This is a genomic window from Spirosoma sp. KNUC1025, assembly GCF_045160025.1.
In the GTDB taxonomy this organism is placed as follows: Bacteria; Bacteroidota; Bacteroidia; order Cytophagales; family Spirosomataceae; genus Spirosoma.
On the sequence record NZ_CP087141.1, the window covers coordinates 270,549 to 296,378 of the forward strand.

A 25,830-nucleotide genomic window follows, 5' to 3' on the forward strand; every position below is an offset into this window, starting at 1 on the left:
CAAAGGTATTCGGTTTTCTAAAGCGAAGAAGCGAGCCGGAACCCGATAGCGCCGTAGCCTACCTGGACGGGGATGCGATACGTTACACGGCTTATAGCGGGTTCGCTGGCCCAGTTACCCCCGCGGATAACCCGATACGGCCCTGTGGCAGGACCTTTGGGATCATTTTCCGGACTGTTACCATAATAGGTTTCATCATACCAATCACTGCACCATTCAAAGACATTGCCCGACATATCATACAAGCCCAATTCATTGGCCTGTTTTTGGCCAACAGGATGCGGAGTTGATCCGCTGTTAGCAGACGTCCAAGCTACCGAATTGCTAGCATTACTACCGGCATAGTCAAATCTCTTGCTCTTTGTACCCCCTCTTGCTGCATATTCCCATTCGGCTTCGGTGGGCAGGCGATAGTTCTGACCGGATAGGATATTCAACTTTTTTATAAATGTTTGTACATCATCCCAGCCGACAGCGGTTACTGGGCAATCATTACAGTCTTTACGACCAGAAGGGTTGCTGCCCATCACCTGTTGCCATTGTGCTAGCGTAGTTTCATGTTTGGCTAGTTTAAATCTGCTTAGGGTAACCGTATGGATTGGCTTTTCATTATCATTTTCATTGCCGCCCATAGTAAAGCTGCCGCCCTGCACCGTGACCATATCCGGCTCATAGATCTTTCCAGTTGCCTTAGTCGTCGTGACAGAATCAACATGAACCGCGGCTGCGTTTTCTGATCTCTTGGAAATGTCTGGCCACCACGGGGTACCAGCCGCCGTTATCAGCAGAACGGCGATTATTATGTAGGTCATGACTGGATTTTTTGCTGGCGTTTGCGGAACCTCTTCCTATAATTCAATTAAGCCACTTTTCTACTTTGTGTGTTCGGCGCTAATCAGCTGATGGCGTGTCGAGTAAGCCGCCAAACAAGCATACATACAGCACAAACTAATAGGGCAGCGTGAATAATGAAACGCCCAGTTTTTGAAACGGTCACATGAAAGCTCCTTTGTAAAGGAACATTTTTGTGAGAATTCGCCAGAACAAATATTTTTGAATGACCTCTGCGTCTACGTATTCTAAAGATAGGTTATGAGGTCATTGCCGAAAATGGAACTTACGGGTTTACACGCTTGAATCGAACGTTCTTCAACCGATTTAAATCTAAATAAACTGTCGTTGGTTTACCCCTGCTAGGTAGGGCGACTTGAAACCCATCACACAAAAGTTTCGTCGGACTTACTAAAACCCCCGCCACTTCCTGCCCGCCTAATTTAACGCTAAATTGTTGATTGGATAGATGGTTGATCAACAGTGATTGATTGGTTTCCTCATTTCGATAGGTTCCGTTGATTCGGCCTAAATCAAACCCCTGCCAGTCATGATCCCGGCGTCCTAACGTATAGGGCGCATGGGTGGGATGGTAAGCTGTCACCTGAAGATGGCCCGTCTGATCCGTGGTAAATTCGAGCTTAAAACTTGGATCGTTCAACTGGTGAAAGCAGTTGGCCGACTCGCGCACCAGTTGAACGTCATTGCGTCCAAAACGGATTAGGTATAAACTGGTGTCTCGCTGGATAAACTGAAAACTAAAATCATTCGCGTTCAAGTAGATGCCTAACACATCGGGAATGGCTTTGTAGACGCCCACTTGTTTTGGTTGCCTTAAAGTAGTCGTTTCAGTCAACTTAGTCCGCAACAGTAGGTCCGCCATCTGTCGGGTCTGAGTGGCGGGAAGCGTTTTTCCACTGTTAGTCAAGGTGATCACCGAAAGGCTATCCGTCGGAAACCGGATCAGCGTAGCCTTCCAGGCACCGGTTGCTCCTTCATGAAATCGATACGAAAGACCTTGATAGCGGCCAAACTCCAACCCGTAGCCGTACGATGTGACCGGAGAATGTTCGACCAGTTTCTGACTTCGTTGAATCAAACCCGGTGGTAAAGAATCATGGTGTCCGAGTTGAATAATCGTCTCCCACACTAACTGATCGGCTAAAGTGGTGAACAAGTTTCCGTCACCATGGATATCGCAAAGCCAATCATAGTTTACCCACCGATCAAAGTTAAAGTAAGGCTTGGCAATAGGCTCCAGAATAGCCTTATGGTTGTCCACAAAACTCGTATGGTGCATACCCAGCTTGGCGAAAAGTTTTTGAGTATACTGCACGAATGGTTCGCCCGTTACCTGTTCGACCAGGGTAGCCAGCAGGATGTAGTTGGAGTTACTGTATGAGTAGCTAGTACCGGGGGAAAAGTTAAGCTCCTGTTGTTTTTGCAACAGCGTCAGCGCATCCTGATTGGTCAGAGTCGTCTTCCACCAAGTAACGCCTTGCAGGCTCCATAGGTCATACACATCGCGGATGCCCGAGCTGTGGTTGAGTAGGTGCTTGAGTGAAATTTTGTGGTTAATCCCGCTGTAGAGCCCCGGTATATACGTTCGTATATCATCCTCCAGACTCAACCGCTTCTGATCGGCTAACAACAAAATCGCCAGCGCCGTAAACTGCTTGGCGTTGGAGGCTAGGTTGAAGCGGGTCGTTTGATTAATCAATACGCTATCGGTCAGATTGGCATAGCCCACGTAGTAGCTATACACGATCCGTCCGTTTCGGACTATCCCGGTGGCAATACCCGGTGAATGAGCCGGTACATCCTGGCTGGCGATTGAATCAAGGCATCTGATTTGCGCGGGTTGAAGGGATGAGGCTGCTTGTCCAAACAGCGAAGGAATTAATGAAGTGAATAAAGAAAGTAGTAGCAGAACAATCAAGAAGCGCATAAACCAACGGCGAATAAAGTCTAAAGTTGAGTGCCTGCTCATTCCCAATCGCGTCAGATCGTGATTTGACACCTATTTAGGACGATTTTGCGCTAAATAGTCGCGCGGTGCCAACCCGGTACGTTTTTTGAACGCCCGGTTGAAGGTCGATTTGGAATTGAACCCACACTCGTAGGCGATACCCAGCAGCGTATACATCGTATGATTGCCCGATTGAATTTGGGCGATAACAGCTTTGATGCGGTACAGGTTGACGAAGTCGTTGAAGTTCATGCCAAAGCCCTGATTGATAATCTGCGACACGCGCCTGGTGCTGATAGTCATGAGCTGGGCCACATCGAGTAGGGTCAGGGTCGGGTTTTGATACGCTTTTCCCCGGTCATTATTTCTTCTAGTTCGCCCTTCCAGCGGTCCAGATCAATCCCGTCCAACTCGTCAATAACTACCGCCCTCGACGGTGGCTGATGAGGTATTTGATCATCGTCCTGCTTCAGGACAAGGGCGGCTTTCAGAGAAAGAATTGACTGAAGGGCGTTACTATAACCGCTAAGGGAGATGTAGTAGAACAAGATTGAAAAACAGAGGTAGTACCAAAACTTGCGACCAAACTGATCCCATTCCGGATTGACCAAGAAAAATAGGCCCCGTAGTAGCAGCAGCAATAACAGAACGATTAGAAACCGTTTAATCCAGGGAAATAAAATAGCATCCGCAAAACTGACGGTTTGGTAACTGATGGCTATATAGCGGAAGTATACGTACAAGCTTAGTAACGAATAGATGAACAGAGATATAAAACCAGCACCCTGGTACCAAGGTGAGAAATCTTTATCCTGGCCGTCGGCATAAAAGTAATCGGTGTGCAATAGCCATTTATCCGTTATAAAAACAGCCAATGAGTAAAATAAATACCCCAAACCGGGCAGGAAGTGCAGGCGATCTTTCCGAGTGAGGATGTAAGCAGGAGTCAACAACGTCTTTACGTAGAAATAAAGGACGGGTGGCAAGAAAAAGAGTTGTTGAAAGGGGATGTAAAATAAGAGATCGCGGTAAGGCTGCTGACTGTACCAACCTGCGTAGCCAAACATAAATGGGGCAATGTAGAGTCCAGATAGGAGGGTAAAGGCACTGGACCAAAAGCTGGGTCGATGCTCACGTTGGATGGCTTGAGCCAAAAGCAGTAGCGAAAAAACAAGCGCATGCAGGCCAAATACGAGTAGCAGTGAGCTTTTAGGATTAAAGCTAAAAAACATGGAGTCGGGCTGGTTGAGGGCCACAATATCCGGCGAAAAATAAATTGTTTCCACCTCATTGATAATCAACCTAAAAATCCACTGTCTTAGGGTACTTTTTAACCGCCCCATTTAAGTAACACTTACATGAGATTTTCTTCGGCTTAGCCCGGTGTGACAGTAGCCTGATGCCTGATAACTACCAATTTATACCTTATTTAACGTCACTTTAAAGTTTTGGCCGGCATTTGTCCAGGTTAGAATTAGTTGAGTGTACTTACCCGTTCCGCCTGGATGGTAGTCCATCGTGATATCCTGGGATGTTCCCGCGTCAGATGTCAAGCTCAGTTTAGTCCCCGTTACGGCCCACGTCCCGGTCACTAACTCGTCCGTGGTGTTTCCCGACAGGCAGTTGCTTTCGTCAGTTTCTGAGAACGTATGATCACGGTTAAAATTATAGTAAAAGGTTATGTCGGAGCAGTTGTAGGAAAAAATCTGACGAAGATAAGCCAGGTAATCGCGGGTGCCGTCGGCCAGGGGTGGATCAACGACAAAGGCGACCATCTCCCATTTGCCTGTTACGTCCACTGTCGGCGTGGGTGTCGAGTCCTTCTTTTTAGAGCAGCCTGTCCATAGGAGCGTCAATAAAAATATACAGCAAAAAGCCTTTAAAACATAATGCGATTTCATAAAACGTCAAATTAAACGGTTATCGTTAGTTTTAGGTACTATGAAACCAACAGAGACTGATTAGTTCTGATGGAATACGGAAGAGAAATTGCGGCATTAAACGAGGCCAATCGCGAAATCTTTCGTGAACGGTTCGTTTTTTTCGAGAGCGGTAGAATTCAGGAATGATCCGTTGACCCCAAAAAAGCTCATTCATCCAGGAACGAGCTTTTTTAAGGGGGAAACCGGATTTATTAAATTGAACTAGTTAAAGACTGATTCATTGCGCCTGGAGACCGGGTAATGGTCACGCCCGTTATCGAAGACGGCTTAGTGACCTTGCCAGCGGCTGTGTCTGTTGTGCTACTAAAAGCCGCCCGGCGGCCCAGTCGAAGTACCTGATTGACGTTGGCTTCAATGGTGACCGATTCCAGAATTATCCTTCATACCGCAAGGTCCGGATCAACTCCGGCCCTGTTTAAACAGAGAAGACCCGATTTTGGGTAAGTAAGGAAAACGTTACGCTACGAGCGGACCAGGGGTAAGGGCTCGATTAGGGCTTTAATGGCTAAGTTTTACCGTCCGGCCTTCGTCACCGGCGCTAACCGTCAGGAAGGGGTTCCCTCGAAGCCGCTCGCCCCGCATGACCTGCTCAACCTGCTCGTTGGTGGCTACATATACCGCCGTGCCGACGGGATACTGTTTTTCTCGTTTGGCGTAGGGCGCTAATGTAAACCCATTGGTTTCGTTGGCTTCTTGACCTGGCGCGTACGAAATCAACGTGATCGTGCGGGGCAAGGGACTATTGTTCTCAAACCGCACATGGATCCGTTTCGACCCCTCGGTTGCTGCGGCTGCTTTCCTGGTTGCGGAAGCCGGAGTAGGGTCGGCTACATTGATGACCTGGGCAAAGGCCTGTTTGACTACGTTTACCTGCCTGGCATTGACGCGAACGGTAGCGTTAGCCTGTGTAACGACGTTGGCCGACTGAACCATTAGGGCATCGGCGTCTACAGTGCCATTGGCTGCACTGACAACGTCAAGCGAATTGACCTTGCCAGTAAGGGATACGTTGCCATTGGCTTGATTAACCAGCGCAAATGACTCACCCAGCAGGCCCGTTACCGTCACGTTACTGTTGGAGCCGTGGTTGAGCTGCTTCAGAGTTGGCGTAGTGATCCTGACGTCAATGGTGGCTTTACTGACCCAGAAAGGTCGTCCCTGTGGGTCTTCAAAAGACAGCTTCAGCGTACCCTTCTGGTTCTCGACCCGCAGGAGCGGTTGCAGATTATCATCGAGCGTAATGGCCACCGACGGCTCAACTCCGCCCACTTCAACAAGTACCGATGCCGGAAACTGGTGGATCTCCAACGCATCGAAGGGCTTAACCGATGGCTTTTGGCGAACGGGTCGGCCGCTCCCACGCCATTCTCGGTTCGAATTATATTTGTTATGTTGGGCTGTCGCCCATAGCGACAACAGACAGCTTATAAGTAGAAGGACGTGTTTCATATCCGGAGTGATTAGTCCAGCCTAATTAAGGCACTGGTGCAATAAACCAGCCAGGCCCAACTACTGTGCCAAAACCGAAAGCAGCCCTTCTGAACCAGTAGCTGTGATTAACCCTACCCCGGATGTCCATAAACGGACGAGCGGCCGTACATTGGCGGACAACTTTATATGTCCTCCGTCTCAAGAAGGAGCGTTTTTGTAAGAATAGCTGGTTTGTGATGTTATTCACTTCTTAATGACTTTACTGGATTCATTAAAGCCGCTTTTATACTTTGATAACCGACAGTCAATAGAGCTATTCCCACGGCCAATAGGCCCGCTAAAACGAAAATCCACCACTCAATGGTGATCTTGTAGGCAAAATCGCCTAACCAACGGTGCATGGCATACCAGGCTAGGGGGCTGGCCAGGAAAATAGAGATCAGGATTAGTTTGAGAAAGTCCTTACTGAGCAAACTTACCACGCTCGATACCGAAGCGCCCAGTACCTTGCGAATACCAATTTCGCGAGTTCGTTGTTCGGCCGTAAAGGTGGCTAAACCAAATAAACCCAGACTCGAAATGAAGATAGCCAAAGCCGCAAACCAGCCAAATACCTGCCCCGTACGCGCTTCGGTTTGGTAAGTACGGTTAAAGCTATCATCCAGAAACTCGTACTCAAACGGCTTGCCCGGAAACTGCGCCTGCCAGCGTTGTTGCAGCTGCTGGAGGGTGGAGGAGATCCGGTCGCCCCGCAGGCGGATGGCTAATTGACCCTCCCACCCATCATTGAGTGTAATCAGTAAAGGGGCTACGCTTTGCTTCAAATTGGCGTAGTTATAATCCTCAATGACGCCGACTACTTCGCCCCGTTGGGGCACCTCCCGGTATACACCGGGCTGAGTGGGGTCGTAGGCATACGTGTAGTAGCCCGTCATCTTGCCCTTACTGGTCTGCCAGCCAAAAAACTTCATGGCCGCTTGATTGACCAAAAAAGCCCCTCGATCAGAAAGGCGATTGGGATCTAAGTTTCGCCCTTCAAGCAGTTTAATGCCGAAGGTTTTTAAATAGTCGCCGTCAGCAGTTAACCGGTTAATACCGCCCGTTTGTGATCCTTTAGGCACATAATCGCTCACCAGCTTCTCGCCCCGGACCGAGCTGCTGCCCGGTAGCCCAAAAGCCCGCGTAGCCGCTTCAACCCCAGGCAGCATCAGGACTTGTTGCTTAAAGTACTCTTTACTCTCATTGGGCGCATCCCGTAAATCCATTGTGAGCACCTGTTCGCGCTGGTAACCGACATCTTTGGTTCTCAAGTACTGTAGTTGGTAGTAGACCACCAAGGTCGCGACGATCATGACGACCGAGACGGTAAACTGACCCACAATTAATGTTTGACGGATCCAGGAGCGTTTGCCTGTGCGGGTGCTGTTGCCTTTTAAGGCAGCGATGGGGCGGGCGGAGGACAAAATAAAGGCTGGGTAACTCCCCGCCAGCAAAGCCACAATCAGTGAGCCCGCTCCCAGCCAAACGAGCCGACTGCCCGTAAACAGGAGTTGAAACGATAGCTGTTTATCCGCTAATCGATTGAAGTAGGGTAAAATCAGCCCTGCAATCAGCCCTGCCAATAGCACCGCAACCAACAGCATGCCCCCCGTTTCCCCCATAAACTGTCCCCACAGCTGGCCAAAGGACGAACCCAATACTTTCCGAACACCTACTTCTTTAGCCCGCCCAGTGGCCCGCGCCGTGGCCAGATTCACGTAATTAAAGCAAGCTAAGCCCAGAATCAGCAAGGCTACCAGGGAGAATACGTAGACGTATTGCAATCGGTTGGTAGCTACCAGGTTCGTTCGTAGATACAGGTCAGTTAGTGGGACCAGGTTTAGCTTCCACACGCCTGCATTGGGGTCGTTCAACTGCTTAATATAAGCCGGGAACTGGGCTTGCAGATCACTAACGGCTGTACCCGGTGCCAGTAACAGATAGGTCCAGGTATCCCCACCGCCCCAATAGTTCGTCGTTACATCGTAACCGGCTAGTTCGTTGGCATTTAGGTAGGGAACCAGAAAGTCTAGCTTGAGGTGAGACGTAGTTGGTAGGTCATCAAGCACGCCCGTTACGTGCAGCGTCACCTTATTATTAAGCCGCAGCAACTGACCCATCGGATTGGCCTTACCAAAATACTTACGGGCCGTCGTTTGAGAAAGTACGACACTGTACTGCTCCGTTAGCGCAGTTTTTAGGTTGCCCTTAATCAGGGGTAGAGTAAATACGTCAAAAACAGCCGGGTCAACCAGCCAAAAATTAGGTTCGTGGAAGGCCCTTTGTCCAGCGGCTACTAATGGCTTTAGCCGAGTGAGCCGAACTGCATCGGTTACCTGGGTGAAGCGACTTTTAAAGTCGGTGGCAAACTTACCTCCGCTGGTCGGCGAATTCTCATATTGTTGAAACAACACGATGCGGTCCGCCTTTCGGTGAAAGCGGTCGTAGGCCAACTCATCCGACACGTAAGCCCAAATGAGCAAACAACTCAGTAAGCCGAGCACAAATCCGACCAGGTTAATCAGCGTTGCTACTTTGTGGGTTAAAGCATTGCGCCAGGCAATCGTCAAATAATTTCGGATCATGGTAAGGCTAAATAAATAGGGTTGATGATAGGTATTCCGATTGATGAGCTGGCGGGGATAAATCGGGGGTTTTCGTTTATAAAAGAAGGGCCTTAAATAATGCAGTACCGCCCAGGTGTATTCCCGTCCCGCTTGGCTTGTTCCTACCTCAGTGACCCGCTTCTGAAAAACTTCATACAAATCGCCCTGTAGGTCTTCCCGTAGGTGAGGAGCGACAAACCACTCCAAGAGCCGATCGGCCCAGCGGGGCGGCTGCTTCAGTTCGCGTTTGATGGCCATTACCTGATCGTTTAGCTACCCATGAGTTGAAGTTTGCCTGCTGGAATAGCCTGCCACAACTGCTGACGCATGGCCTGAATCTCCAGTAAAGCTTTGCTGCCTAAAGCCGTTAAGGCAAAGAATCGCTTCCGCCTACCCCCTCGCTCGGCGGTAGCGCCACCCAACTGGGAGGAAAGAAACCCTTTTTCTTCCAGTCGGTACAGGGTAGCATGAACGGCGCTCATGGTGATGGTACGCCCCGTCTGCTGTTGAAGCTGCTCCCAAATGATAACTCCATAAGCCTCTTCACTACAGGCGGCCAGCACCAGTAAGACCACCTCTTCAAACTCGCCGAGAAATGTTCGTTTCATGGCTTTACGGGTTGCGAATGATTAGTTGTAATAATGCAAAACAAATCTTGTGCCAATGTCCAGGCTCTGGCTAATGGACGCACTCAGGGGATATATTCCTGAAGAAGTACGAATTGATCTGTCCATAAACGGACATCGATTGTACTCTAGTGGACAGCAAGGCTATTTCCCCCGGCAGGCTGTTCCAACTTGTTCAGTTGAGGGACAGAAGAATATTATACTCTCGAAATGCGATTCGCTTCAACTAGTCTATATTTTTTGACGCTGGTTACAAAATGCTATTGCCACCGTATTTGCCAGTCAGTAACCATAGCAGATACTTGGCTGATATTCTAGATTCGACAGCGCATATGCGCTCCAGTATACCCAGATCGGCAGTGCGCTGAGCCTGGGGTTTCGCTCGTCATTTCGGCTAAGCGGATTGCATTGGGAAAGTAAAAACGCACTGAGGTAGAACTATCGCTTTTGAATAGATTGTAAGTCCGTAAACGAGCGAATTGTGAGACATTTATTTTTTAATGTTAATTAAACGCATCCGGACGCATCCGGTTCGAAATGTAGCTCATAAACCACCCTTTTTTAGCGAATCAGCTTGCCCTGTAATGCAACGTTACTACCCCCGAACAGAGCGTTTTTGTGGCCAGCAACGTCAACTTATTCAGTTGTATGTTGGTGTCAAAGAGGCTAATACCCTCCCCAGGATGACCGGATGTAGCGTCAGTCTATATTCATCGATCAGTCCGAGATTTATAAAGCATTTGGCCAGCCTAGGGCTTCCGAATATCACCAGATCCTTGCCGGATTGCCGTTTAAGCTGATTCACCGCTTCAACCACATTGTCATTGATCAGCGTTGTGTTATGCCAGTCTGCACGGGATAAAGTGGTGGAAAAAACGATTTTGGGAATTTCCTGCACCCATCGGGCATGGTTAAGTTCGGATGGGTTGGCCTTTGGATCGTTTAAGACCGTGGGCCAGTAGCCTGCCATTAACTGATAGGTATGCTTACCGTATACCGCAGCACCGACGGTTTTGATCAGCTCGTCGGCTAATTGTTGAAGCTCCTGATCATAAGACAAAAAACCCAGCCTACCCTGACTGTCTGCGGCAAACCCATCCAAAGACATATGGGCGAACAACACTAATTTTCTCATATTACTTGTTTTTTGTGTTGACTGACTGAGTCGAGTCGTGGTGACTACGGTAGCCGACTCATTTGCGGTCAACGGATGGACAATACGCTCAATCCCTGGTCTGTTTTGATGATCTCAGGCACTGTCTACGCTAAAAGGTCAGCAGTAACAGCAACTGACTTCAAGCGACACTAACCATACCTTCTTAATGGCTTGACAGGCCTTTTTCAACCCAGTTGAATACTGGGGTTGGCTAGTCGTGCTTACCTGCTCAATACTAACTCAATCCAAACGTAATCTATTTACGTTGTTAACTGACGAATCATAAATAAGGGTAATCCTGGCCTTAAGGAGCCTACAATTTGTTGTTCAACGTTGGGAAAAAGAGAGAAAATATGGGTTTACAGTCCGTCGTAGCGCTAGACCGCTGGAGCGGTACGATTCCACTTAACAACCCGATTAGACATAATAACTAGTTCTATAAGTTACTATATTTGATGAAATAATAATTATTTAGATAATAATTGTCTATTTTAGTTGTAATACGCTGCTCAACCAGCAGCGTATTACAACCGATCATCCTCCACTTAACCCTTAGCTTGTTACCAGGACCAATCCTGTTTAGTACTGAGCTAGTTGATTATGAATACTATATACCCATTACCGGATAATGAGTGGCAACGGGTCCTAGAGCTGGCCGACTACGATTTGGACTTCTCAGCCCTCCAAGATAAATTTAAAGACCTCACCAAGCTAGCGGCCAAAGTCACCGGTACTGACATCTCACTGGTGAACCTAATCGATTCCTATACCCAGTGGAGCATTGCCAGTCACGGGTTGGATCTGGTCTCGATGCCCCGGGAGGAATCCGTCTGCCAATACACCATCCTGCAACCCGACAGCCTGGAGGTTAAAGACCTACAATTGGATCAACGCTTTGCCCAACGATGGTATGTCGCCGACGCTCCTCATTTACGCTACTATTTTGGTATACCACTCAAATCGAGCCAGGGTACGCACCTGGGCGCTCTTTGCGTACTGGATCCCCATAGCAGAGAACTGGACCCCGAGAAAATAGAATTACTACACATCATTGCGTCGGAAGTGGTGAGTCGATTAAACACCCTTCGCGAAGTGGAGTATCTCAAACGCCAGGCAACCGAACTGACCGAATCAAAAAAACGGGTAGCTCATGACATTCGAGGGCCTCTAGGCGGCATTATCAGCATGGCCCAGTTGGTGACCAGCAGCGGGTCGGCTATTCAGCTCAATGAGATACTGGAGCTCATCGAGGTGATGCAACACAGCAGCAAATCGCTGCTGGAACTGGCGAACGAAATTCTGCTCAATGATGACAAATGGCACCATCGCCAGCCGGACTTGGTAAACCAGGAGCTTTTCCACCAGGCCCGTTTAAAAGAAATGCTGGAAAAGCTCTATGCTCCCCAGGCCCGAGCGAAGGGCATTGCCTTCTCGGTATCGCCGGATGCCACCACGGAATTGGTTCCTTTTTCCCGTAGCAAAGTTTTGCAGATTGCGGGTAACTTAATTTCCAACGCCATCAAATTCACGCCCCAACAGGGATATGTTCGGGTCAGCACCAAGTTAGTTGATGAGGGTGCCTACAACCTTCTAAGTTTAGTGGTGGAAGATTCGGGTAAGGGGATGCCCCCTGAGAAGGTAACGGCCATCTTAAAGGGGGAGGGCACCTCCAGTCATGGGACAGCCGGGGAGTCAGGTTATGGGTTTGGGCTTCCGTTGGTAAAACATTTGGTGGAGACCCTAAACGGCCAGATCATTGTCCGCTCGACCCCTGGTCAGGGTAGCTGCTTTGAGGTGAGCTTACGGCAGCCCAAATGGCGTTGATGCGGAATAGGGGATTGGCTTAGGGTGGTCCCTTGATTAACGCGGATGTTACTAGTTAGGCGGACCGTTTACTAGAATCACGATAAGCGGCCTGCGCCAGGGTGGCTTTACGAATAAAGGCACTGTTGAGTTTTGGCCAAGTGATACCCTGCTATACGCAGCTTATAGGGGATTATATTGACCCGCCTGTCGCATCGAATCAAGGAAAGCAAATGGAACCGTAGCGTAAATCTAGGTTTCTTCTTAAAAGCCGCATCAGCGTAGTGGGTCCAGCTGACTCCTTGGTTCTCCATTGAGGGAGCGTTTTCTGAAATAATGAAATTTGATCGTTGGCGTATATCCTAAACCTATACCTACACTATTTTTCAATGTACCTTATTTTCGCTTCAGATGGGTACTGAATACGGACCAAAAAAGCTTATCGGAGCACCGCCCGGCATAATTCTTTCCGGACTGCCGGGCTGTCCTGTTCTCAGAAAACCCCTGGTTAACCCAATTGCTTAACTTTAGATAGTGAGTGTCATCCGTTTTCTTTACCCCTGGTGTCTGGTAGTTCAGGGCTGAATGAGTTTATGATATACCGATATATAATAGGGTGAAAAACGTCCCTTCATGATCATCTGTTCCATCGCCTTCTGATGACCTGAGACCAAACTTGTCACGATCCTGTCTTACGTGACTACGTTCATCAATTGGAAGGGCATACACTAAAAGCCTAACCGACAGTGGTCATTAAAACTCGCAATTTGGGTGGTAAGGTCACTGAAAATTAACTTATTGATCTATTTACTAACTTACCTAAATACTTACCCAACTTAAATGGGAAATAAACAGTTACGATCGGTCAATTTCTTGAGCGGTAGAGGTGAAATGGGGTTACTAACCCGGACTTTTGATTGGGATGCTTCTCTGTTAGGTAGCCCCGAGGCCTGGCCCCAGAGTTTACTTGCTACTGTATCGATAATCCTTTCCTCTAAGTTTCCCATGCTTCTGTATTGGGGCAATGAGTTTATTCAGTTCTACAATGACGCATTTCGCCCCAGTTTAGGAAATGACGGTAAACATCCACGGGCGTTAGGCCAGCGGGGCCAGGACTGCTGGCCTGAAATCTGGCCTTCCATCAAGCCCATGCTCGACCAGGTGATGGCTGATGGTGAATCTACCTGGACGGAGAATCAACTCTTTCCTATCTACCGGAATGGCCAGATGGAGAATACGTATTGGACCTTTAGCTATAGTGCCGTTCTGACGGATTTTGGTCAAATCGGCGGTGTTTTACTGGTGGGTCAGGAAACGACGAAGGCTGTACTCGCTCAACAAAAGCTTCAGCACAGTGAAGCACGTTTCCGGACCCTAGTTGAACAGGCTCCCTTGGGAATAGCTTTATTGAGTGGTCGGGAAATGATTATTAAAGTCGCCAATGGGCCGATGTACGACATCTGGCGACAAGATCACTCCGTCCTTGAAATGCCATTGATTGAGGCTCAACCGGAACTCAAGGGACAAAAGTTCATTGAACTGCTAGAAGCCGTTTATGATACTGGGGAGCCTTACTTCGGGATTGGTGAACGGGCTCAAACAAACCGGGATGGAACGTTACAAGACGCTTACTTTAATTTTGTGTACTCCCCCTGCGGGATGTATCCGAAGCTATCACTGGAGTAATGATTATGGCTGCGGAGGTTACTGCTCAGAAAGAAAATGAACTACTCCTTCAACAATCTCTACAGCGGGAACAGGACCTTAGCCAACTCAAATCCCGGTTTGTCTCCACCGTCTCTCATGAGTTCCGCCCCCCCTGACCACCATCCAAACGAGTGTGGATCTGATCAAACTGTATCTGAATAAACCCCAGGATACCGCCAAGTCTGCCATTGAAAAACATCTGGAACGTATTAGTAACCAGATTAAACACGTGAATGGGTTGATGATTGATCTACTCACCATAGGAACTATTGAAGCGGGGAAAATTGCGTTTCATCCGAGCTGGACCGATGTCGTGGCATTCTGCCAACAGGTTATTGACAGACATTTTAGTAATCAGGGTGACGACAGAGTCGTCCATCTTTCAGTGGAAGGGGTACTGTATAGCGCTTTCCTGGATACAAAACTGATGGATCATGTACTGGTTAACTTACTATCCAATGCGTTTAAATTTTCTCAGCATGACCCTCGTCTCGTTCTCCACTTTACATCCGAAACGGTACTCATTCAGGTGATTGATACCGGTATTGGCATCCCCGCTAGCGATCTTTCGGCCTTGTTTCAACCATTTTTTCGAGCGGGCAATACTACTTCTATTGTGGGCACGGGCCTGGGGCTTGTCATCGCCCGGCAGTATGTAGAGCTTCATGGGGGCAACCTAACCGTCCAAAGTCAGGAAGGGATCGGGACTACTTTCACTATCGTTTTACCAAATGGACATAAGGGTTAAGCCATTAGGCGATGGACAAATTTCCTCTCCAACTAGTAAGATAGCAGAGTAAGGGGGCCGCCCGCATTCGTACGACATGTTCCAGTAAGGATCATCTTGTCGCCCCGCCAGGCGTTGATTCAGATCTAAGTTGACTAACTTACGTAACGTACCTTCCGAAAAGTCATATTCGCCTAGAAAATTGATATGCTTCCAACTCAGCTGAGCCGTATCGTAACAGTTTACTACGCTCCAGGAAGTTCAATTCCTGGAGCTTCTGGGAGATATATAACCTATTCCAACACGTCATAATATTGATTTACAGCTGCTTGCTACGGGCCATCACCAGCAGGTCTTCCTTCGTCGCGTACCGTACCAGTCCGTTTCTAGCCAAGTTCAATTCATCTGCCAACAGAGGCATATTCGCTATTTGGGTTAATTGATGGCTGACCCCACGACGCGTTTCTTCTTCGTGCATATAGCCAAATGACGAATCATCAGGGCGGCCTGTGCCGTACTTTTCCGCAGAACTTCCCAATATATGTCGTTGCTGTTCGAAACCAATAGATTACTGATCCGGGAGTATCAACCTACTGATTTGCTCTCCATTCATCAATACGCCAGTCAACCACTAGTGGTTAAGTACCAAAACTGGGGCCCTAACAGCCTGGAGGATACCCGGAAATTTTTGCAACAGGTTCAGCAAAACAGCCTGCTTGCTCCCCGTATGAGCTACGAACTCTGCATTGAAAGAAAGGACAATAGGCAGCCAATTGGCGGCTGTGAATTGACAATTCATTCAGACGATCCGTCAATGGGGACGATGGGATACGTCCTTAACCCCCTGTTTTGGCATCAGGGCTATGCCACTGAGGTCAGTGGCGGGTTACTTCAGTTCGGGGTTAGCCAGCTAGGCCTACATGTAATCCGGGCAACCTGTGATGCGCAGAATGTGGCCTCAATCCGGGTATTAGAGAAGAGCGGATTTCGCTTAGAGACCACCCTGGTCGACGATTTTATGCAGAAAGGAAAGATGCGCACGACGCTTGTATACACGTATAATGAGCTTGCCACCGTATGGTGAGCCATCATTGACTGTCATTGAGAAACAGAGCGATGGAGCTTTCTTTGTTTCATAAAAGAGCGTTTCATGCGATGCAGCTACCATGAATAACTAATTCAGGATAGGTAGAAGGAACTTGATCCAGGCTTGACTCCTTCACCCGATTGGATCTGGTTGACCAACTCATGGATGGTTTGCTCTTAGGCCGAACCGCTCAATGGACGTTACTTTTTGTAAGCCAGATAACGCCCCATTTTAAACTGCTGCCACGACCTTCTTTTGCATTTGTTTTCTCCACGTGCAGTCCTCAACCGTTTACACAATTTATTGGAGTAAGCGCCAGGCCGTTTAAAAATGTGAGTAGATTGGCAAGATCGGTTTTCTTAGCTGACCATGAAAACAATCCTCTTTTTCGTAGGCCTACTGGCTACCCTTGTCCTTACCCGTTGTCATTCGTCCCAAACCGAAACGACCTTATCGGGCCATCAGACCCGCCTGGTGTCCGTAGCTGACAGCGTTACCCTCGAAGTACTCGACTGGGGCGGAGAGGGCCAGGCCCTGGTGTTTTTAGCCGGCTTGGGCAACACGGCCCACGTCTTTGATGAGTTTGCCCCAAATTTACCGATCACTACCACGTCTATGCCATCACACGCCGGGGATTCGGCCAGTCATCCAAACCCATAATAGGCTATGACATGGGAACAATGGCCCATGATATTCTCGTTGTGCTGGACTCCCTTCATATCCAGAAAGGCTCGCTGATCGGGCATTCCATCGCCGGGGATGAACTGAGTAAATTCGCGTCGTTGTATCCCGATCGGGCGGCTAAACTGGTTTACCTCGATGCCGCTTATGACCGCTCCAATATCATGCAGATACTGGCCCAAAGCCCTGGCCCACCCAATCCAACGGCCAGGGATTCGGCTTCACTGGACAACTTAAGCCAGGCCTTTCATGAACTAGTGGGTGTGTCGATTCCAGCCGAAGAAATCAGGGCCACATCTATTTTCGCCAAAGATGGCAAGTATATTGGAGATACAACGCCGGCTTTTGTCTTCCCGGCCACGCTATCGACCTTAGAGCGTCCTGCTTATGGCCGCATCCAATGTCCGGCGCTGGCGATTTATGCCCGGCACACCTCGGTCCGGAATGCTTTCCCATACTACAACCGCCTGGATTCTGCCAGTCGCCAGAAGGCCATCGCATCGTTTCCCAACATGAGAAAGTGGGATGCTGAACAGGAGGCCCTGTTTCGAAACGAAGTGAAGGGAGGCCGGGCGATAGGGATCAAGGACGGCAATCACTACGTGTTCCTCTCGCATACTACCCAGACGGAGAAGCTGATGCGGGATTTTCTGCAATAGGAGTGCCTATTCTTTGCCTTTGTGACTGACTGACCAGCAACTAGGTTGTCACAAAAGGCCCATTTCCTGAAGCAGATGTATGACTATTCTATCGTCTCCTGTGGGAGCATTTATTGAGACGACTCTTCAGGCAGTGTTTTGCTTCGGCTTCTTAAAGGGGACGGATCTTTAAGGGTCACTTCAACCTCCAGATCTAATACAGCACGACTGCCTGTTAGTTGAACGATTGCCTGAACGCCAAGGGCGATTGGGCAGTTTTTGTTTTGAAGAATTTGCTGAACGATTGAGAATGACCAAAGCCCAATTCATAAGCGATTTCGCTAACGGAAAGCTCGGTCGTTGACAGTTTTTCTTTCGCTTTCTCAATCAGTTTGTCGTGTATATGTTGTTGGGTCGTTTGGCCGGTGAGCGTTTTGAGCAGCCGGCTCAGATAACTTACGGATACATTTAACTGACCTGAAATGGATTGGACTGATGGTAAGCCTTTTATACTCAAATCATCGCTATCAAAATAGGCTGTCAGTAATGTTTCCAAACTTTGCAGGATTTGATGATTTGCTTTTCGCCTTGTCAGGAACTGCCGGTGATAAAAACGGTCGGCGTATCGAAGCAACGTTTCTACATGGGCAATGAGGATGTCCTGACTAAAGGTATCAATGGTTGACTGATATTCCCGTTGGATTGCCTCAATAATCCCAAGGATTGTCAGCTCTTCCTTCTCGGAAAGAAACAGGGCTTCCGTTACGGAATAATCAAAAAAATCATACGTCCTGATGGTGTTTGCCAGCGGAGTATGCCAAAGAAAATCGGGGTGGATCAGCAACACCCAACCCGATTGTTTTACTTCTTGTTTGCTATCAGCTACGATGCCGAATACCTGATTGGGCGATATGAACGACATAATACCCTCGTTGAAATCATACTCCTGCTGCCCGTATTTCAGCCGGCTCTTATTAAGTACTCTTTTCAGAGCGATCACGTAGAAGTCCAGCACCAAAAGCTCAGTCTCATCCGTGTGCAGATGCCTTGCGTTTTGGACTTTTACTACACTGATGAGCGGATGCTCAGGTTTAGATAAACCCCTTAGCCGATGAAATTCATCGATGGTTTTGACCCTTTTTACCATTTACTTTTCTTTTTGCACTTCCAGCACAATCTTACCGCGAACGTGAAACGTAGCCACTTCTTGCTGCGCTTGGGCAGCCTCCGCTAAGGGGTACACCTTGCTAACAAAAACCTTTACTTTTCCTTCATCAATCAGCGCGGCTATTTCAGCCAGATGTTCGTGGTTCTGCCCGGCCACCATCTCCCCGGTTATGTGTCTTTGGGCGAGCGCTTGGGCAACCTTTTCATCAAACGGAAAATCAACATTGACGCTTACATAGGTGCCTCTATCCCTAATTACGCTTATGCTTTTCAGCCGATGCTCATTATCCCGGATCGGCGAGGCATCAAACACCAGGTCAATGCCGTGCAGCAGGTCTTCAATTTGGTGCGTTTTGTAATCAATCACCTCATCAGCGCCGATTTGTCGCAAAAATTCAAGGTTGCCTGCCGACGCAGTAGCGATTACAGACGCACTCTTTGCCTTGGCTAACTGTACGGCAAAGGTACCCACCCCGCCTGATGCACCCTGAATTAAAACGCGTTGCCCGGCCTGTAAGTTGCCAAGCTCAAAAAGCCCGGCCCAGGCAACAAGCGCTGTCAAAGGCACCGCAGCGGCCTCGTTAAACGACAGGCTTTCAGGCTTCAAGGCAAACTGACTGGCCTTTGCCGCCACATACTCGGCATAGCTTCCATTGCCCGGAAATTTTGGACAGCCAAATACTTCATCGCCTTTTTTGAAGCTGGTTACCTCAGTGCCTATTGCTTCCACAATTCCCGCAGCATCACAACCTAGTATCAAGGGCAATTTCAGGAATGGCCTTAATACATCATTCCCGCCCTGGCGAATGGCAGCGTCAACCGGATTAACCCCGCTTGCAAAAATTTTTACCAGGATTTCATCTGCCGCAGGAACCGGCATCGACGCGTCTTCTAATTTCAGCACTTCAGTGCCGCCAAATTCGTGAATTCTTATTGCTTTCATTGGAAGCTGATTTTGTTGGTACAAAAGTCATCAGCCAAGCAAGAACTGTTGTAGTCAGTTTTGACTTTGTTGTAGCCGAATATGACGCATGCCTGAACGGTCAAAGCGCCAACTAGGGGGTGACTAAGCTGTTAATGGGTAACTGGAGCCACCCAATGAACAAAACAGTTTGCCTGGTCGAGCGTGGCGATCTGTCGCCAAAGCAACGGCAAACCTTCATTTATTACGGCTTGTTGTGTTCACTCAACCTAGTATTGGCACAATTTTACGAACTGCCCCCCTACTCTTATACGTTGACTTCCTACTCACATCGCTCTTCAATAGGCAGTCTCCAGAAACGCCCGAATTCAGGAACAGCTATTTGCTAAGACAGGTTGGAGTTACCTACGATTCTGCTTGGATACTGTCCATTCTGGTAGATCGTCTATGAAGCTATAATTATGGATTACGCTTTTTCTTGGCTTACTTCGACCTCAGCCGAGGGTCAATCACTAGTGGCTTCTCGTCAATCACACGGATAGATGCATAGCTATTGTGGGCTGGGTGCAATAAGTAGTTGATGCCTGATGGCATCACCGAGGAAGGTATACCCAAGGCTAACACATCTGGCTTAGCTAGCCAATCGGCCACAATGTGCTGACTCCGGTTGTAGGTGTTCTCCTGCCAATAGGGGGGAGTTGAGCCGCATCTAATACTCGCTGAGTGTTAGGGGGTAACTCCAGACTAAACAACCGGTAAGCGGGTAATTCATCGTAGGGCAATTGAGGCATATGAACTAAGATTTCTACCAAAGCAAGAGCCGGATGTTCGGCCGTATAAAGAATGCCAACACCCGGCGGATTCCACCGGCCTCCATTGAGCCATGTACCGGTAACATCTAGGGGTTGGGCGGCATACTTCTGACGCATCACTCGATAAACAATGGCCATAGCTTATCCGAAGATACCATAGTCAATACGGCCTAGTACCCGGTCTACCAAGGTGTAGCCCGTAACAGTATCCAATGTCTGGAGGGGCGTTTGGTAGTCTAATTCACGTAAGGGGGAACGCATCCAGTTGAGGGCAGTTGAAGGGCGCCCTTCATAGGTATCTAGTGCGTGTAGCAGTAAGTTCTCTAGCAGCAGCAGTCGCTCGGAGGCATCCTGACTGATGCGTTGGTCGACTTTCAGCCGATGTAGATAAGACGCTGATAAGCCTAAAGCCATGGCCAATTCTTTATCGGTTAAGCCAACTAACTTGGCTACGCGGTCCGCTTCCGCTCGTAGTACGCCTTGCCGACTGCGGGCGATAATCTCCTGTTCGGTCATGAGCCGGGGCAACAGGGCTTGATTTGGCGGTAAGACAGGCAAATTGATAGCCATAGGAATGAATTTTGTCACTAAGTTAACTATAAAAGTTCATCCGGTCAAATCCTTATAAACTTACAGCAGCAAGAATACAGCAGCGTATAGATTTTACTCAATAATTTGACTTACCGACTTTGATCCCCTTTTAAAAAAAGGAATACTATTTGACAGAATGCAACCAAATGACGATCAATTGCATCTCTTTAAAATAATATAGTTCAGCACGTACTTTTGAGGGCGCTTTGTCGACGGTCGGCCGCTGCCGGCTACATAGCTATATGTTATTTGTTTATGCATGCGTTTCCACCGCACGGCAGCGGCCGACCGTCGGCGGCCCGGATCAAAACTTAGCCCTTCAATTGGATGACCTGAAAAAAGCCGGTTGTCAGAAGATATTTCAAAAGAAAGTATCTTCAGCTAAGGTACGCCCACAACTTCAGAGGATGCTGGCGATTCTTCGAGAAGGCGACACGGTCATTGTCTGGAAATTAGATCGGTTGGGTAGTTCGTTAAAAGAGCTATTCACCTTGATCAATGATTTTCAAACCAAAGGGCCGGGTCGCCGGTGCGATCGGCTTCCGTAGTTTGAATGACGACGCGCCACGGTGGCTCTTGATACCACTACCGCACAGTGTCGTTTAGTCTTCAACCTGTTTGCTTCCTTAGCTGAATTTGATGGCACCGGCCACCCGGAGGGATTTAATCCGTGAGCGTACCATAGCCGGTTTGGCCGCAGAAAAGGCTAGGGGACGGATAGGCGGCCGTCCGAAAGGACGCTCTACCGAAGCCCAAGCAAAGGCACGGGCCGTTAAGTCTATGAAAGCGCTTAAAACCCATACAATTCTGGAGATCGGTCAGTTATTTCATGTAAGCCAAGCGACAGTTTACCGGTACTTGGCTTGGCAGGGCGAGAAATAACTATCGGTTCATGAATTACCCCATTTTAGAGGCAGATGAACAAGCTTCCGTTCGTCTCAGTTAGGAGCGTTTTTGTGAGACGGACTATATATATGGTTTGTGTCAAGCAACACCATCCCAATACTTCTAAAGGGGTATTCGGCAGTCAGTTAAAAGAAGCCCTGAACTCCAGCGGACTCTGGTTGGTCTTGGCTTTGAAGAGCTTATTGAAGGACTGTGAATGTTCGAAGCCTAACTCATAGGCAATTTCGCTGACAGACAATTCGGTGGTTGACAGGCGTTCTTTAGCCTTGGCAATCAGCTTTTCGTGGATGAGTTGTTGCGTGGTTAGTCCGGTCAACGATTTAAGTAACCCTCTTAAATAACTTTGCGAAATGTGCAAACTGGTTGAAATATACTGAACAGTTGGTAACCCTTTTGTCGTTAAATCTGTATCATTAAAATAATCCGACAGGAGTTTTTCTAATCGGGCGAGGATTTGATGATTATTAATTTTACGAGTAATAAACTGTCGTTGGTAAAACCGCTCGGCATAAGTCAGGAGAGTTTCTAGATGTGAAATAATAATATCCTGACTAAAATTATCAATGTTTGAGTAGTATTCGATTTTAATTTGTTTGATTATATCGTTAATGATTGTTCTTTCCTTGTCAGACAGAAACAGCGCTTCGTTGATCGAGTACTTAAAGAATTCGTAATTATTTATTTTGCTCGCCAGCGATGTTCCCCACAAAAGGTCAGGATGCACCAGTAAAATCCAACCGGATAAATCGTCTTCGGGACTAGCACCTGCCCCTCTTACTAGTTGATTGGGAGCCACAAAGTATAACATCCCCTCATCAAAATCATAGGTCTGTTGGCCATAATATAATTTATTTTTGAAGCCTTTTTTAAAGGTGATGTAATAAAAATCCAATAGTAACCCCTGGTTTATATCTACGGTGTTATTGGTAGACGATTGAAGGTCGGTATAATCAACAATGCTTATCAGAGGATGCTCCGGCTTGGGCAATCCAGACAGTTGATGAGCTTCGGTAATTGTTTTTATGCGTATCGGTTTCCTGGCTGGCATGACAAAACACGGTTTAACGATTCGGTAAGGGTTATTTTCCTGTCTTCTGATACTGCTTATCCAGGGCTGCCTGCAAAGGAAGTGTCCGCAACCGTAATCCGGTTAAATTATGGATGGCATTGGCAATAGCCGGAGCAACAGGCGAAAGGGGAGGTTCGCCCACACCGGAGGGCGGCTCCGAACTTTCCTGAATGATGACCTCTATTTCTGGTGTATCGGTAAGGGTAGCAACCTGATACGTATGAAAACTTGTCTGAGTAAACTGGCTATTTTCAATCGTAGCCTCTTCATACAGCGAAGCACTAATCGCCATCATGGTAGCTCCTTCTACCTGCTGTTTTACACCAGTTGGGTTAACAATTGTTCCAGCGTCTATGGCTTGAACCACTCGGAGAACCTTTATTTTTTTATCGATAAGTTGCAGCTCAACGATGGCCGCCGAAATGGTACCGTGGTCTTCACATACAGCTAGACCCCGGCCAGTAGCCTCCGCTTTCGGTTTATTCCAGCCGGCCTTTTCGCCAAGTTTCAGCAATAAATTTTTACGACGTTGCAGCAAGGCTGTGTTGCCACAGTGATCTAGTCTAAACTCTAAAGGATTTGCACCAGCTTTACTGGCCAGTTCGTCCATAAAACTTTCAATAGCAAACGTATTGGCAAACATACCCACTCCCCGCCATAAACCGGTTTGAAAGGGCAGATCGCTGTGCCATATTTTAGTTCGTCTGTTTGGGATCGTATAGGAAAAGCGCCCTCCATGACCCGCCACCATGAAGTCGGCCCCAATAATAGGTTTTACCATCGGCAAGCCTAAAAAAGCCATAGACCCCGTCGCAAATTCATGCTGAATAGCTAAAATTTTACTATTTGCATCTAGGTTGCCACTCATAATATGATGCGTGTTGGGTCGGACATAGCCATTTTGAAATTCCTGCTGCCGGGTATACAGCAAATGCACGGGTTTACCTACAGCCTTCGATAGCTTGATAGCCTCAAGGGCATTGTGCTTATAGCCTCTTCTGCCAAAGCCGCCCCCTAAAAAGGCCGGTATGATCTGGATGTTCTCTTCCTTAAAATCGGTTTGGTCGACAATGGACTGTCGCATGAAAGCGATATTCTGCGTAGAGGTGTATAGTTTCAGGTTTTCGCCTGATGCATCGGCCACGACAATGCTTGGCTCCATTGTCGCATGAAATCCTATCGGTGTTCGGTATTCGCTGGCTAGCACATCACCGGTTAATTCATCAGCTGTATTGCCTTCCTCCTGCATGACTACCGCTACACCCTGGCCGACTGTAATGGCGTCAATAGCATCCTGTGTGGTGTAATTGGGTTCAAAAGTCCAGCCAACCTTGATACTGGCAATAGCTTTTTCGGCTGCATACCTTGTTTTTGCTACTACACCGATCCAGTGTTTATCCTGAATTATGGATAAAACACTCGGATTGTTTTTAGCGAGTGTTATATCAGCCGTTTTCACCTCGCCACCAAAGTACGGGCAGTACAACACAGCCCCGTAAACCATGCCCGGAATATCCGTATCAATTCCATAAACGGTCTTGCCCAGTATCTTGTCTTCTAGATCGACCCGTTTATGCTCTTTGCCAATGTATTTAAACGTAGATGCCTGACGTAGAGCAGGTGTTTTTGCGATTTCCCAGGTTTTGGTTTGCTGGGCGATTTCTGCATAACTCACGCTATGACTGCCTGCGGTTATAACCCCATTGGCTGTTTGTATGTCTGTAGGGGGTACAGTCCATAATTTTGATGCAGCCAGTTTTAAGGTTTCCCGTAGTGTGGCTGCTACTTCTCTAATGGGGGTATAGAGTGAGGATGTACTGTTACTCAATCCCGTGCCTGCGGTGCTTTGTGGGCCTGTTAAGGTTGACGCATGGACAACCTTTATTATATCAACGGGTACATCAAGTTCTTCGGCAGCCAATATGGCGAAGCCGGTGAAAACGCCTTGCCCCATTTCCATCTTGGGCGATTTCAACGTAATTGTATTATCGGCGTTAACCTCAAACCATACAGTAGGATCAAAATCAGTAATACCCGCGTCAAACTTTACATCGGCGGCTACATTGCTCAGGACGCTACGTATTTTGGATCGCCCAAAGTAAAGTAACGCAACAGAACCCATTATAGCAGCGCCCGAACGGGCAAGAAACTTTCTTCTGGAAAAACCCTTTTTTTTGTTAGTATTTGGTTGTTCCATCGCTTTTAAGTTTAGCCGCCAAAAGAATTGCTTTCAGTATTCGTGGGTGTGTACCGCAACGGCAAATATTCGTTATGCTATTTTTTATATCTTCTTCGGTAGGGTTTCTGTTTTCTTCCAGAAGATGAGCGGCTGCCATTATAAATCCAGGTTGACAGTATCCGCATTGGGGTACCTGAACATCCAACCATGCCTGCTGTACTGGATGTAGGTGATTTTGGTCGTCAGATAGCCCCTCAATCGTGACTATATTTTTTCCCTCTGCCAGTCGCGCGGGATATGAACAGGAGCGAATCAACTCACTATTCACACTAACGGAACAGGCACCGCATACCCCCATTCCGCACCCAAACTTGGTTCCCTTTAGCTTGGCTTCATCCCGAATAAGCCATAACAAAGGCATATCAGGGTCGACGTCAAAGGCGGTGGCTACACCATTAATCGTGACGTTTAGTTTCATCATTTAAAACAAGTTGAACGAGATAGCAAACGCGTTGGCGATGCATGCCGCCTTTTGCAGGCGCACATTGGCCAATGAAAACCCTACCTAACCTCAATTAGGGAGTTGATGCTACGAAGGTCTTATGGATGGAATTGATGGAGTTAGTCTAAACGACTTTTGTTGTAGCCAAAAGTGAAGGCTCCATTACTCAGCTACATTGTTTGGGTGGTAGCCTATCCGCTACTTACCTCCGTGCATTTTTTAGGGTACGTCTAGTCTAAAAATTGAGCTTTGATTTCTTTCCTGTAAGCATTGGGACCAATTCTAAACGCCTTGCATAAATTGCTTTTGCGTCTTCTCCTGTGCGTCTTCTCCTGCTACATAATTTACCTGATCTTTCCCATCGGTTAAAGCTTCATAAACCACATCCGCTATTTGGGTGGCATCCGCGGCAACACGCATCATTTTATCTACGTTTGC

25 protein-coding genes are annotated in these 25,830 nt (G+C 47.9%); 7 read left to right on the forward strand and 18 right to left on the reverse strand.

Translation table 11 applies throughout. From position 1 onward, the window contains the following. Positions 1-17: 17 nt before the first annotated feature. The 9 genes from LN737_RS33200 to LN737_RS33240 all read right to left on the reverse strand — a co-directional run bounded on the left by LN737_RS33200 (position 18) and on the right by LN737_RS33240 (position 10,580). Positions 18-812 carry an SUMF1/EgtB/PvdO family nonheme iron enzyme gene (locus tag LN737_RS33200; protein ID WP_231780238.1) on the reverse strand — a complete coding sequence of 265 codons (795 nt, stop codon included), beginning with the start codon at positions 810-812 and terminating at the stop codon, positions 18-20. A gap of 305 nt (positions 813-1,117) precedes the next feature. Further along, entirely contained in the window at positions 1,118-2,779 is a 1,662-nt protein-coding gene (locus LN737_RS33205) for a serine hydrolase (protein ID WP_405520778.1), read from the reverse strand. A gap of 72 nt (positions 2,780-2,851) precedes the next feature. Continuing rightward, complete coding sequence (locus LN737_RS33210; RefSeq protein WP_405520780.1) at positions 2,852-3,103, reverse strand: AraC family transcriptional regulator; 252 nt, start codon at positions 3,101-3,103, stop codon at positions 2,852-2,854. A 23-nt stretch (positions 3,104-3,126) separates the two neighbouring features. Then, positions 3,127-4,086 carry a hypothetical protein gene (locus tag LN737_RS33215; protein ID WP_405520781.1) on the reverse strand — a complete coding sequence of 320 codons (960 nt, stop codon included), beginning with the start codon at positions 4,084-4,086 and terminating at the stop codon, positions 3,127-3,129. A 132-nt stretch (positions 4,087-4,218) separates the two neighbouring features. Further along, positions 4,219-4,701, reverse strand: coding sequence for a hypothetical protein (locus tag LN737_RS33220; RefSeq protein ID WP_231780242.1), 483 nt, complete (start codon positions 4,699-4,701; stop codon positions 4,219-4,221). 540 nt (positions 4,702-5,241) lie between these two features. Then, positions 5,242-6,192, reverse strand: coding sequence for a GIN domain-containing protein (locus LN737_RS33225; RefSeq protein WP_231780243.1), 951 nt, complete (start codon positions 6,190-6,192; stop codon positions 5,242-5,244). Positions 6,193-6,413: 221 nt separating this feature from the next. After that, positions 6,414-9,077 (reverse strand): permease prefix domain 2-containing transporter, encoded by a 2,664-nt coding sequence (locus LN737_RS33230; protein WP_231780244.1) that lies wholly within the window; start codon positions 9,075-9,077, stop codon positions 6,414-6,416. 11 nt (positions 9,078-9,088) lie between these two features. Then, on the reverse strand, positions 9,089-9,427 hold the full coding sequence (locus LN737_RS33235) for a PadR family transcriptional regulator (protein WP_231780245.1): 339 nt from the start codon (positions 9,425-9,427) through the stop codon (positions 9,089-9,091). A gap of 658 nt (positions 9,428-10,085) precedes the next feature. Further along, the gene (locus tag LN737_RS33240; RefSeq protein ID WP_231780246.1) at positions 10,086-10,580 is read right to left on the reverse strand and encodes a dihydrofolate reductase family protein; all 495 of its coding nucleotides are present in this window, start codon (positions 10,578-10,580) and stop codon (positions 10,086-10,088) included. Between the two features lie 621 nt (positions 10,581-11,201). On the opposite strand from LN737_RS33240, the gene LN737_RS33245 reads away from it, so the two are divergent. From LN737_RS33245 to LN737_RS33255, 3 genes are all read left to right on the forward strand, one after another. Beyond that, on the forward strand, positions 11,202-12,425 hold the full coding sequence (locus LN737_RS33245; protein ID WP_231780247.1) for a GAF domain-containing sensor histidine kinase: 1,224 nt from the start codon (positions 11,202-11,204) through the stop codon (positions 12,423-12,425). A gap of 984 nt (positions 12,426-13,409) precedes the next feature. After that, positions 13,410-14,090, forward strand: a complete 681-nt coding sequence (locus LN737_RS33250; RefSeq protein ID WP_231780248.1) for a hypothetical protein — start codon at positions 13,410-13,412, stop codon at positions 14,088-14,090. A 154-nt stretch (positions 14,091-14,244) separates the two neighbouring features. Beyond that, positions 14,245-14,859: a sensor histidine kinase KdpD gene (locus LN737_RS33255; RefSeq protein WP_231780249.1), complete on the forward strand. Its 615-nt coding sequence runs from the start codon at positions 14,245-14,247 to the stop codon at positions 14,857-14,859. A 298-nt stretch (positions 14,860-15,157) separates the two neighbouring features. On the opposite strand, the gene LN737_RS33260 is transcribed toward LN737_RS33255, so the two are convergent. Further along, on the reverse strand, positions 15,158-15,376 hold the full coding sequence (locus LN737_RS33260) for a hypothetical protein (protein ID WP_231780250.1): 219 nt from the start codon (positions 15,374-15,376) through the stop codon (positions 15,158-15,160). Between the two features lie 3 nt (positions 15,377-15,379). Here LN737_RS33260 and LN737_RS33265 point away from each other — a divergent pair, with 3 nt between their 5' ends. The 3 genes from LN737_RS33265 (at position 15,380) to LN737_RS33275 (ending at position 17,265) form a co-directional block, all read left to right on the forward strand. Continuing rightward, positions 15,380-15,922, forward strand: coding sequence for a GNAT family N-acetyltransferase (locus LN737_RS33265; RefSeq protein WP_231780251.1), 543 nt, complete (start codon positions 15,380-15,382; stop codon positions 15,920-15,922). 372 nt (positions 15,923-16,294) lie between these two features. Then, positions 16,295-16,585, forward strand: coding sequence for an alpha/beta fold hydrolase (locus tag LN737_RS33270; RefSeq protein ID WP_231780252.1), 291 nt, complete (start codon positions 16,295-16,297; stop codon positions 16,583-16,585). Next, positions 16,582-17,265 carry an alpha/beta fold hydrolase gene (locus tag LN737_RS33275; RefSeq protein WP_370636610.1) on the forward strand — a complete coding sequence of 228 codons (684 nt, stop codon included), beginning with the start codon at positions 16,582-16,584 and terminating at the stop codon, positions 17,263-17,265. Before LN737_RS33270 ends, LN737_RS33275 begins: the two co-directional genes overlap by 4 nt. 214 nt (positions 17,266-17,479) lie before the next feature. Here the strand turns inward: LN737_RS33275 and LN737_RS33280 are convergent, their stop codons facing one another. From LN737_RS33280 to LN737_RS33295, 4 genes are all read right to left on the reverse strand, one after another. Beyond that, complete coding sequence (locus tag LN737_RS33280) at positions 17,480-18,391, reverse strand: AraC family transcriptional regulator (protein WP_231780253.1); 912 nt, start codon at positions 18,389-18,391, stop codon at positions 17,480-17,482. Then, a complete protein-coding gene (locus tag LN737_RS33285) occupies positions 18,392-19,354 on the reverse strand; it encodes an NADP-dependent oxidoreductase (RefSeq protein ID WP_231780254.1) in 963 nt (320 codons plus the stop codon). It lies immediately after the preceding gene. Between the two features lie 614 nt (positions 19,355-19,968). Then, on the reverse strand, positions 19,969-20,283 hold the full coding sequence (locus tag LN737_RS33290; RefSeq protein WP_231780255.1) for an RES family NAD+ phosphorylase: 315 nt from the start codon (positions 20,281-20,283) through the stop codon (positions 19,969-19,971). A 3-nt stretch (positions 20,284-20,286) separates the two neighbouring features. Then, a complete protein-coding gene (locus LN737_RS33295) occupies positions 20,287-20,715 on the reverse strand; it encodes an antitoxin Xre/MbcA/ParS toxin-binding domain-containing protein (RefSeq protein ID WP_231780256.1) in 429 nt (142 codons plus the stop codon). 263 nt (positions 20,716-20,978) lie between these two features. Between LN737_RS33295 and LN737_RS33300 the strand changes: the two genes are divergently transcribed. Then, positions 20,979-21,284 carry a recombinase family protein gene (locus LN737_RS33300; RefSeq protein ID WP_370636587.1) on the forward strand — a complete coding sequence of 102 codons (306 nt, stop codon included), beginning with the start codon at positions 20,979-20,981 and terminating at the stop codon, positions 21,282-21,284. A gap of 479 nt (positions 21,285-21,763) precedes the next feature. Here the strand turns inward: LN737_RS33300 and LN737_RS33305 are convergent, their stop codons facing one another. The 4 genes from LN737_RS33305 to LN737_RS33320 all read right to left on the reverse strand — a co-directional run bounded on the left by LN737_RS33305 (position 21,764) and on the right by LN737_RS33320 (position 25,815). Then, positions 21,764-22,690 carry an AraC family transcriptional regulator gene (locus tag LN737_RS33305; RefSeq protein ID WP_231780257.1) on the reverse strand — a complete coding sequence of 309 codons (927 nt, stop codon included), beginning with the start codon at positions 22,688-22,690 and terminating at the stop codon, positions 21,764-21,766. 31 nt (positions 22,691-22,721) lie between these two features. Continuing rightward, positions 22,722-24,908 carry a xanthine dehydrogenase family protein molybdopterin-binding subunit gene (locus tag LN737_RS33310; RefSeq protein ID WP_231780258.1) on the reverse strand — a complete coding sequence of 729 codons (2,187 nt, stop codon included), beginning with the start codon at positions 24,906-24,908 and terminating at the stop codon, positions 22,722-22,724. Continuing rightward, positions 24,889-25,368 carry a (2Fe-2S)-binding protein gene (locus tag LN737_RS33315; protein ID WP_231780461.1) on the reverse strand — a complete coding sequence of 160 codons (480 nt, stop codon included), beginning with the start codon at positions 25,366-25,368 and terminating at the stop codon, positions 24,889-24,891. Before LN737_RS33315 ends, LN737_RS33310 begins: the two co-directional genes overlap by 20 nt. Before the next feature lie 306 nt (positions 25,369-25,674). Next, complete coding sequence (locus tag LN737_RS33320; RefSeq protein WP_370636588.1) at positions 25,675-25,815, reverse strand: hypothetical protein; 141 nt, start codon at positions 25,813-25,815, stop codon at positions 25,675-25,677. Between the last annotated feature and the right edge of the window lie 15 nt (positions 25,816-25,830).

What these genes read in the sequence shown, in the direction of transcription:
- LN737_RS33200 (WP_231780238.1), bottom strand. Translation starts at nt 812, where the DNA reads ATGACCTACATAATAATCGCCGTTCTGCTGATAACGGCGGCTGGTACC.
- LN737_RS33205 (WP_405520778.1), bottom strand. Translation starts at nt 2,779, where the DNA reads ATGCGCTTCTTGATTGTTCTGCTACTACTTTCTTTATTCACTTCATTA.
- LN737_RS33210 (WP_405520780.1), bottom strand. Translation starts at nt 3,103, where the DNA reads ATGACTATCAGCACCAGGCGCGTGTCGCAGATTATCAATCAGGGCTTT.
- LN737_RS33220 (WP_231780242.1), bottom strand. Translation starts at nt 4,701, where the DNA reads ATGAAATCGCATTATGTTTTAAAGGCTTTTTGCTGTATATTTTTATTG.
- LN737_RS33225 (WP_231780243.1), bottom strand. Translation starts at nt 6,192, where the DNA reads ATGAAACACGTCCTTCTACTTATAAGCTGTCTGTTGTCGCTATGGGCG.
- LN737_RS33230 (WP_231780244.1), bottom strand. Translation starts at nt 9,077, where the DNA reads ATGGCCATCAAACGCGAACTGAAGCAGCCGCCCCGCTGGGCCGATCGG.
- LN737_RS33235 (WP_231780245.1), bottom strand. Translation starts at nt 9,427, where the DNA reads ATGAAACGAACATTTCTCGGCGAGTTTGAAGAGGTGGTCTTACTGGTG.
- LN737_RS33240 (WP_231780246.1), bottom strand. Translation starts at nt 10,580, where the DNA reads ATGAGAAAATTAGTGTTGTTCGCCCATATGTCTTTGGATGGGTTTGCC.
- LN737_RS33245 (WP_231780247.1), top strand. Translation starts at nt 11,202, where the DNA reads ATGAATACTATATACCCATTACCGGATAATGAGTGGCAACGGGTCCTA.
- LN737_RS33250 (WP_231780248.1), top strand. Translation starts at nt 13,410, where the DNA reads ATGCTTCTGTATTGGGGCAATGAGTTTATTCAGTTCTACAATGACGCA.
- LN737_RS33265 (WP_231780251.1), top strand. Translation starts at nt 15,380, where the DNA reads ATGTCGTTGCTGTTCGAAACCAATAGATTACTGATCCGGGAGTATCAA.
- LN737_RS33270 (WP_231780252.1), top strand. Translation starts at nt 16,295, where the DNA reads ATGAAAACAATCCTCTTTTTCGTAGGCCTACTGGCTACCCTTGTCCTT.
- LN737_RS33280 (WP_231780253.1), bottom strand. Translation starts at nt 18,391, where the DNA reads ATGGTAAAAAGGGTCAAAACCATCGATGAATTTCATCGGCTAAGGGGT.
- LN737_RS33285 (WP_231780254.1), bottom strand. Translation starts at nt 19,354, where the DNA reads ATGAAAGCAATAAGAATTCACGAATTTGGCGGCACTGAAGTGCTGAAA.
- LN737_RS33290 (WP_231780255.1), bottom strand. Translation starts at nt 20,283, where the DNA reads ATGGCCATTGTTTATCGAGTGATGCGTCAGAAGTATGCCGCCCAACCC.
- LN737_RS33295 (WP_231780256.1), bottom strand. Translation starts at nt 20,715, where the DNA reads ATGGCTATCAATTTGCCTGTCTTACCGCCAAATCAAGCCCTGTTGCCC.
- LN737_RS33300 (WP_370636587.1), top strand. Translation starts at nt 20,979, where the DNA reads ATGTTATTTGTTTATGCATGCGTTTCCACCGCACGGCAGCGGCCGACC.
- LN737_RS33305 (WP_231780257.1), bottom strand. Translation starts at nt 22,690, where the DNA reads ATGCCAGCCAGGAAACCGATACGCATAAAAACAATTACCGAAGCTCAT.
- LN737_RS33310 (WP_231780258.1), bottom strand. Translation starts at nt 24,908, where the DNA reads ATGGAACAACCAAATACTAACAAAAAAAAGGGTTTTTCCAGAAGAAAG.
- LN737_RS33315 (WP_231780461.1), bottom strand. Translation starts at nt 25,368, where the DNA reads ATGAAACTAAACGTCACGATTAATGGTGTAGCCACCGCCTTTGACGTC.
- LN737_RS33320 (WP_370636588.1), bottom strand. Translation starts at nt 25,815, where the DNA reads ATGATGCGTGTTGCCGCGGATGCCACCCAAATAGCGGATGTGGTTTAT.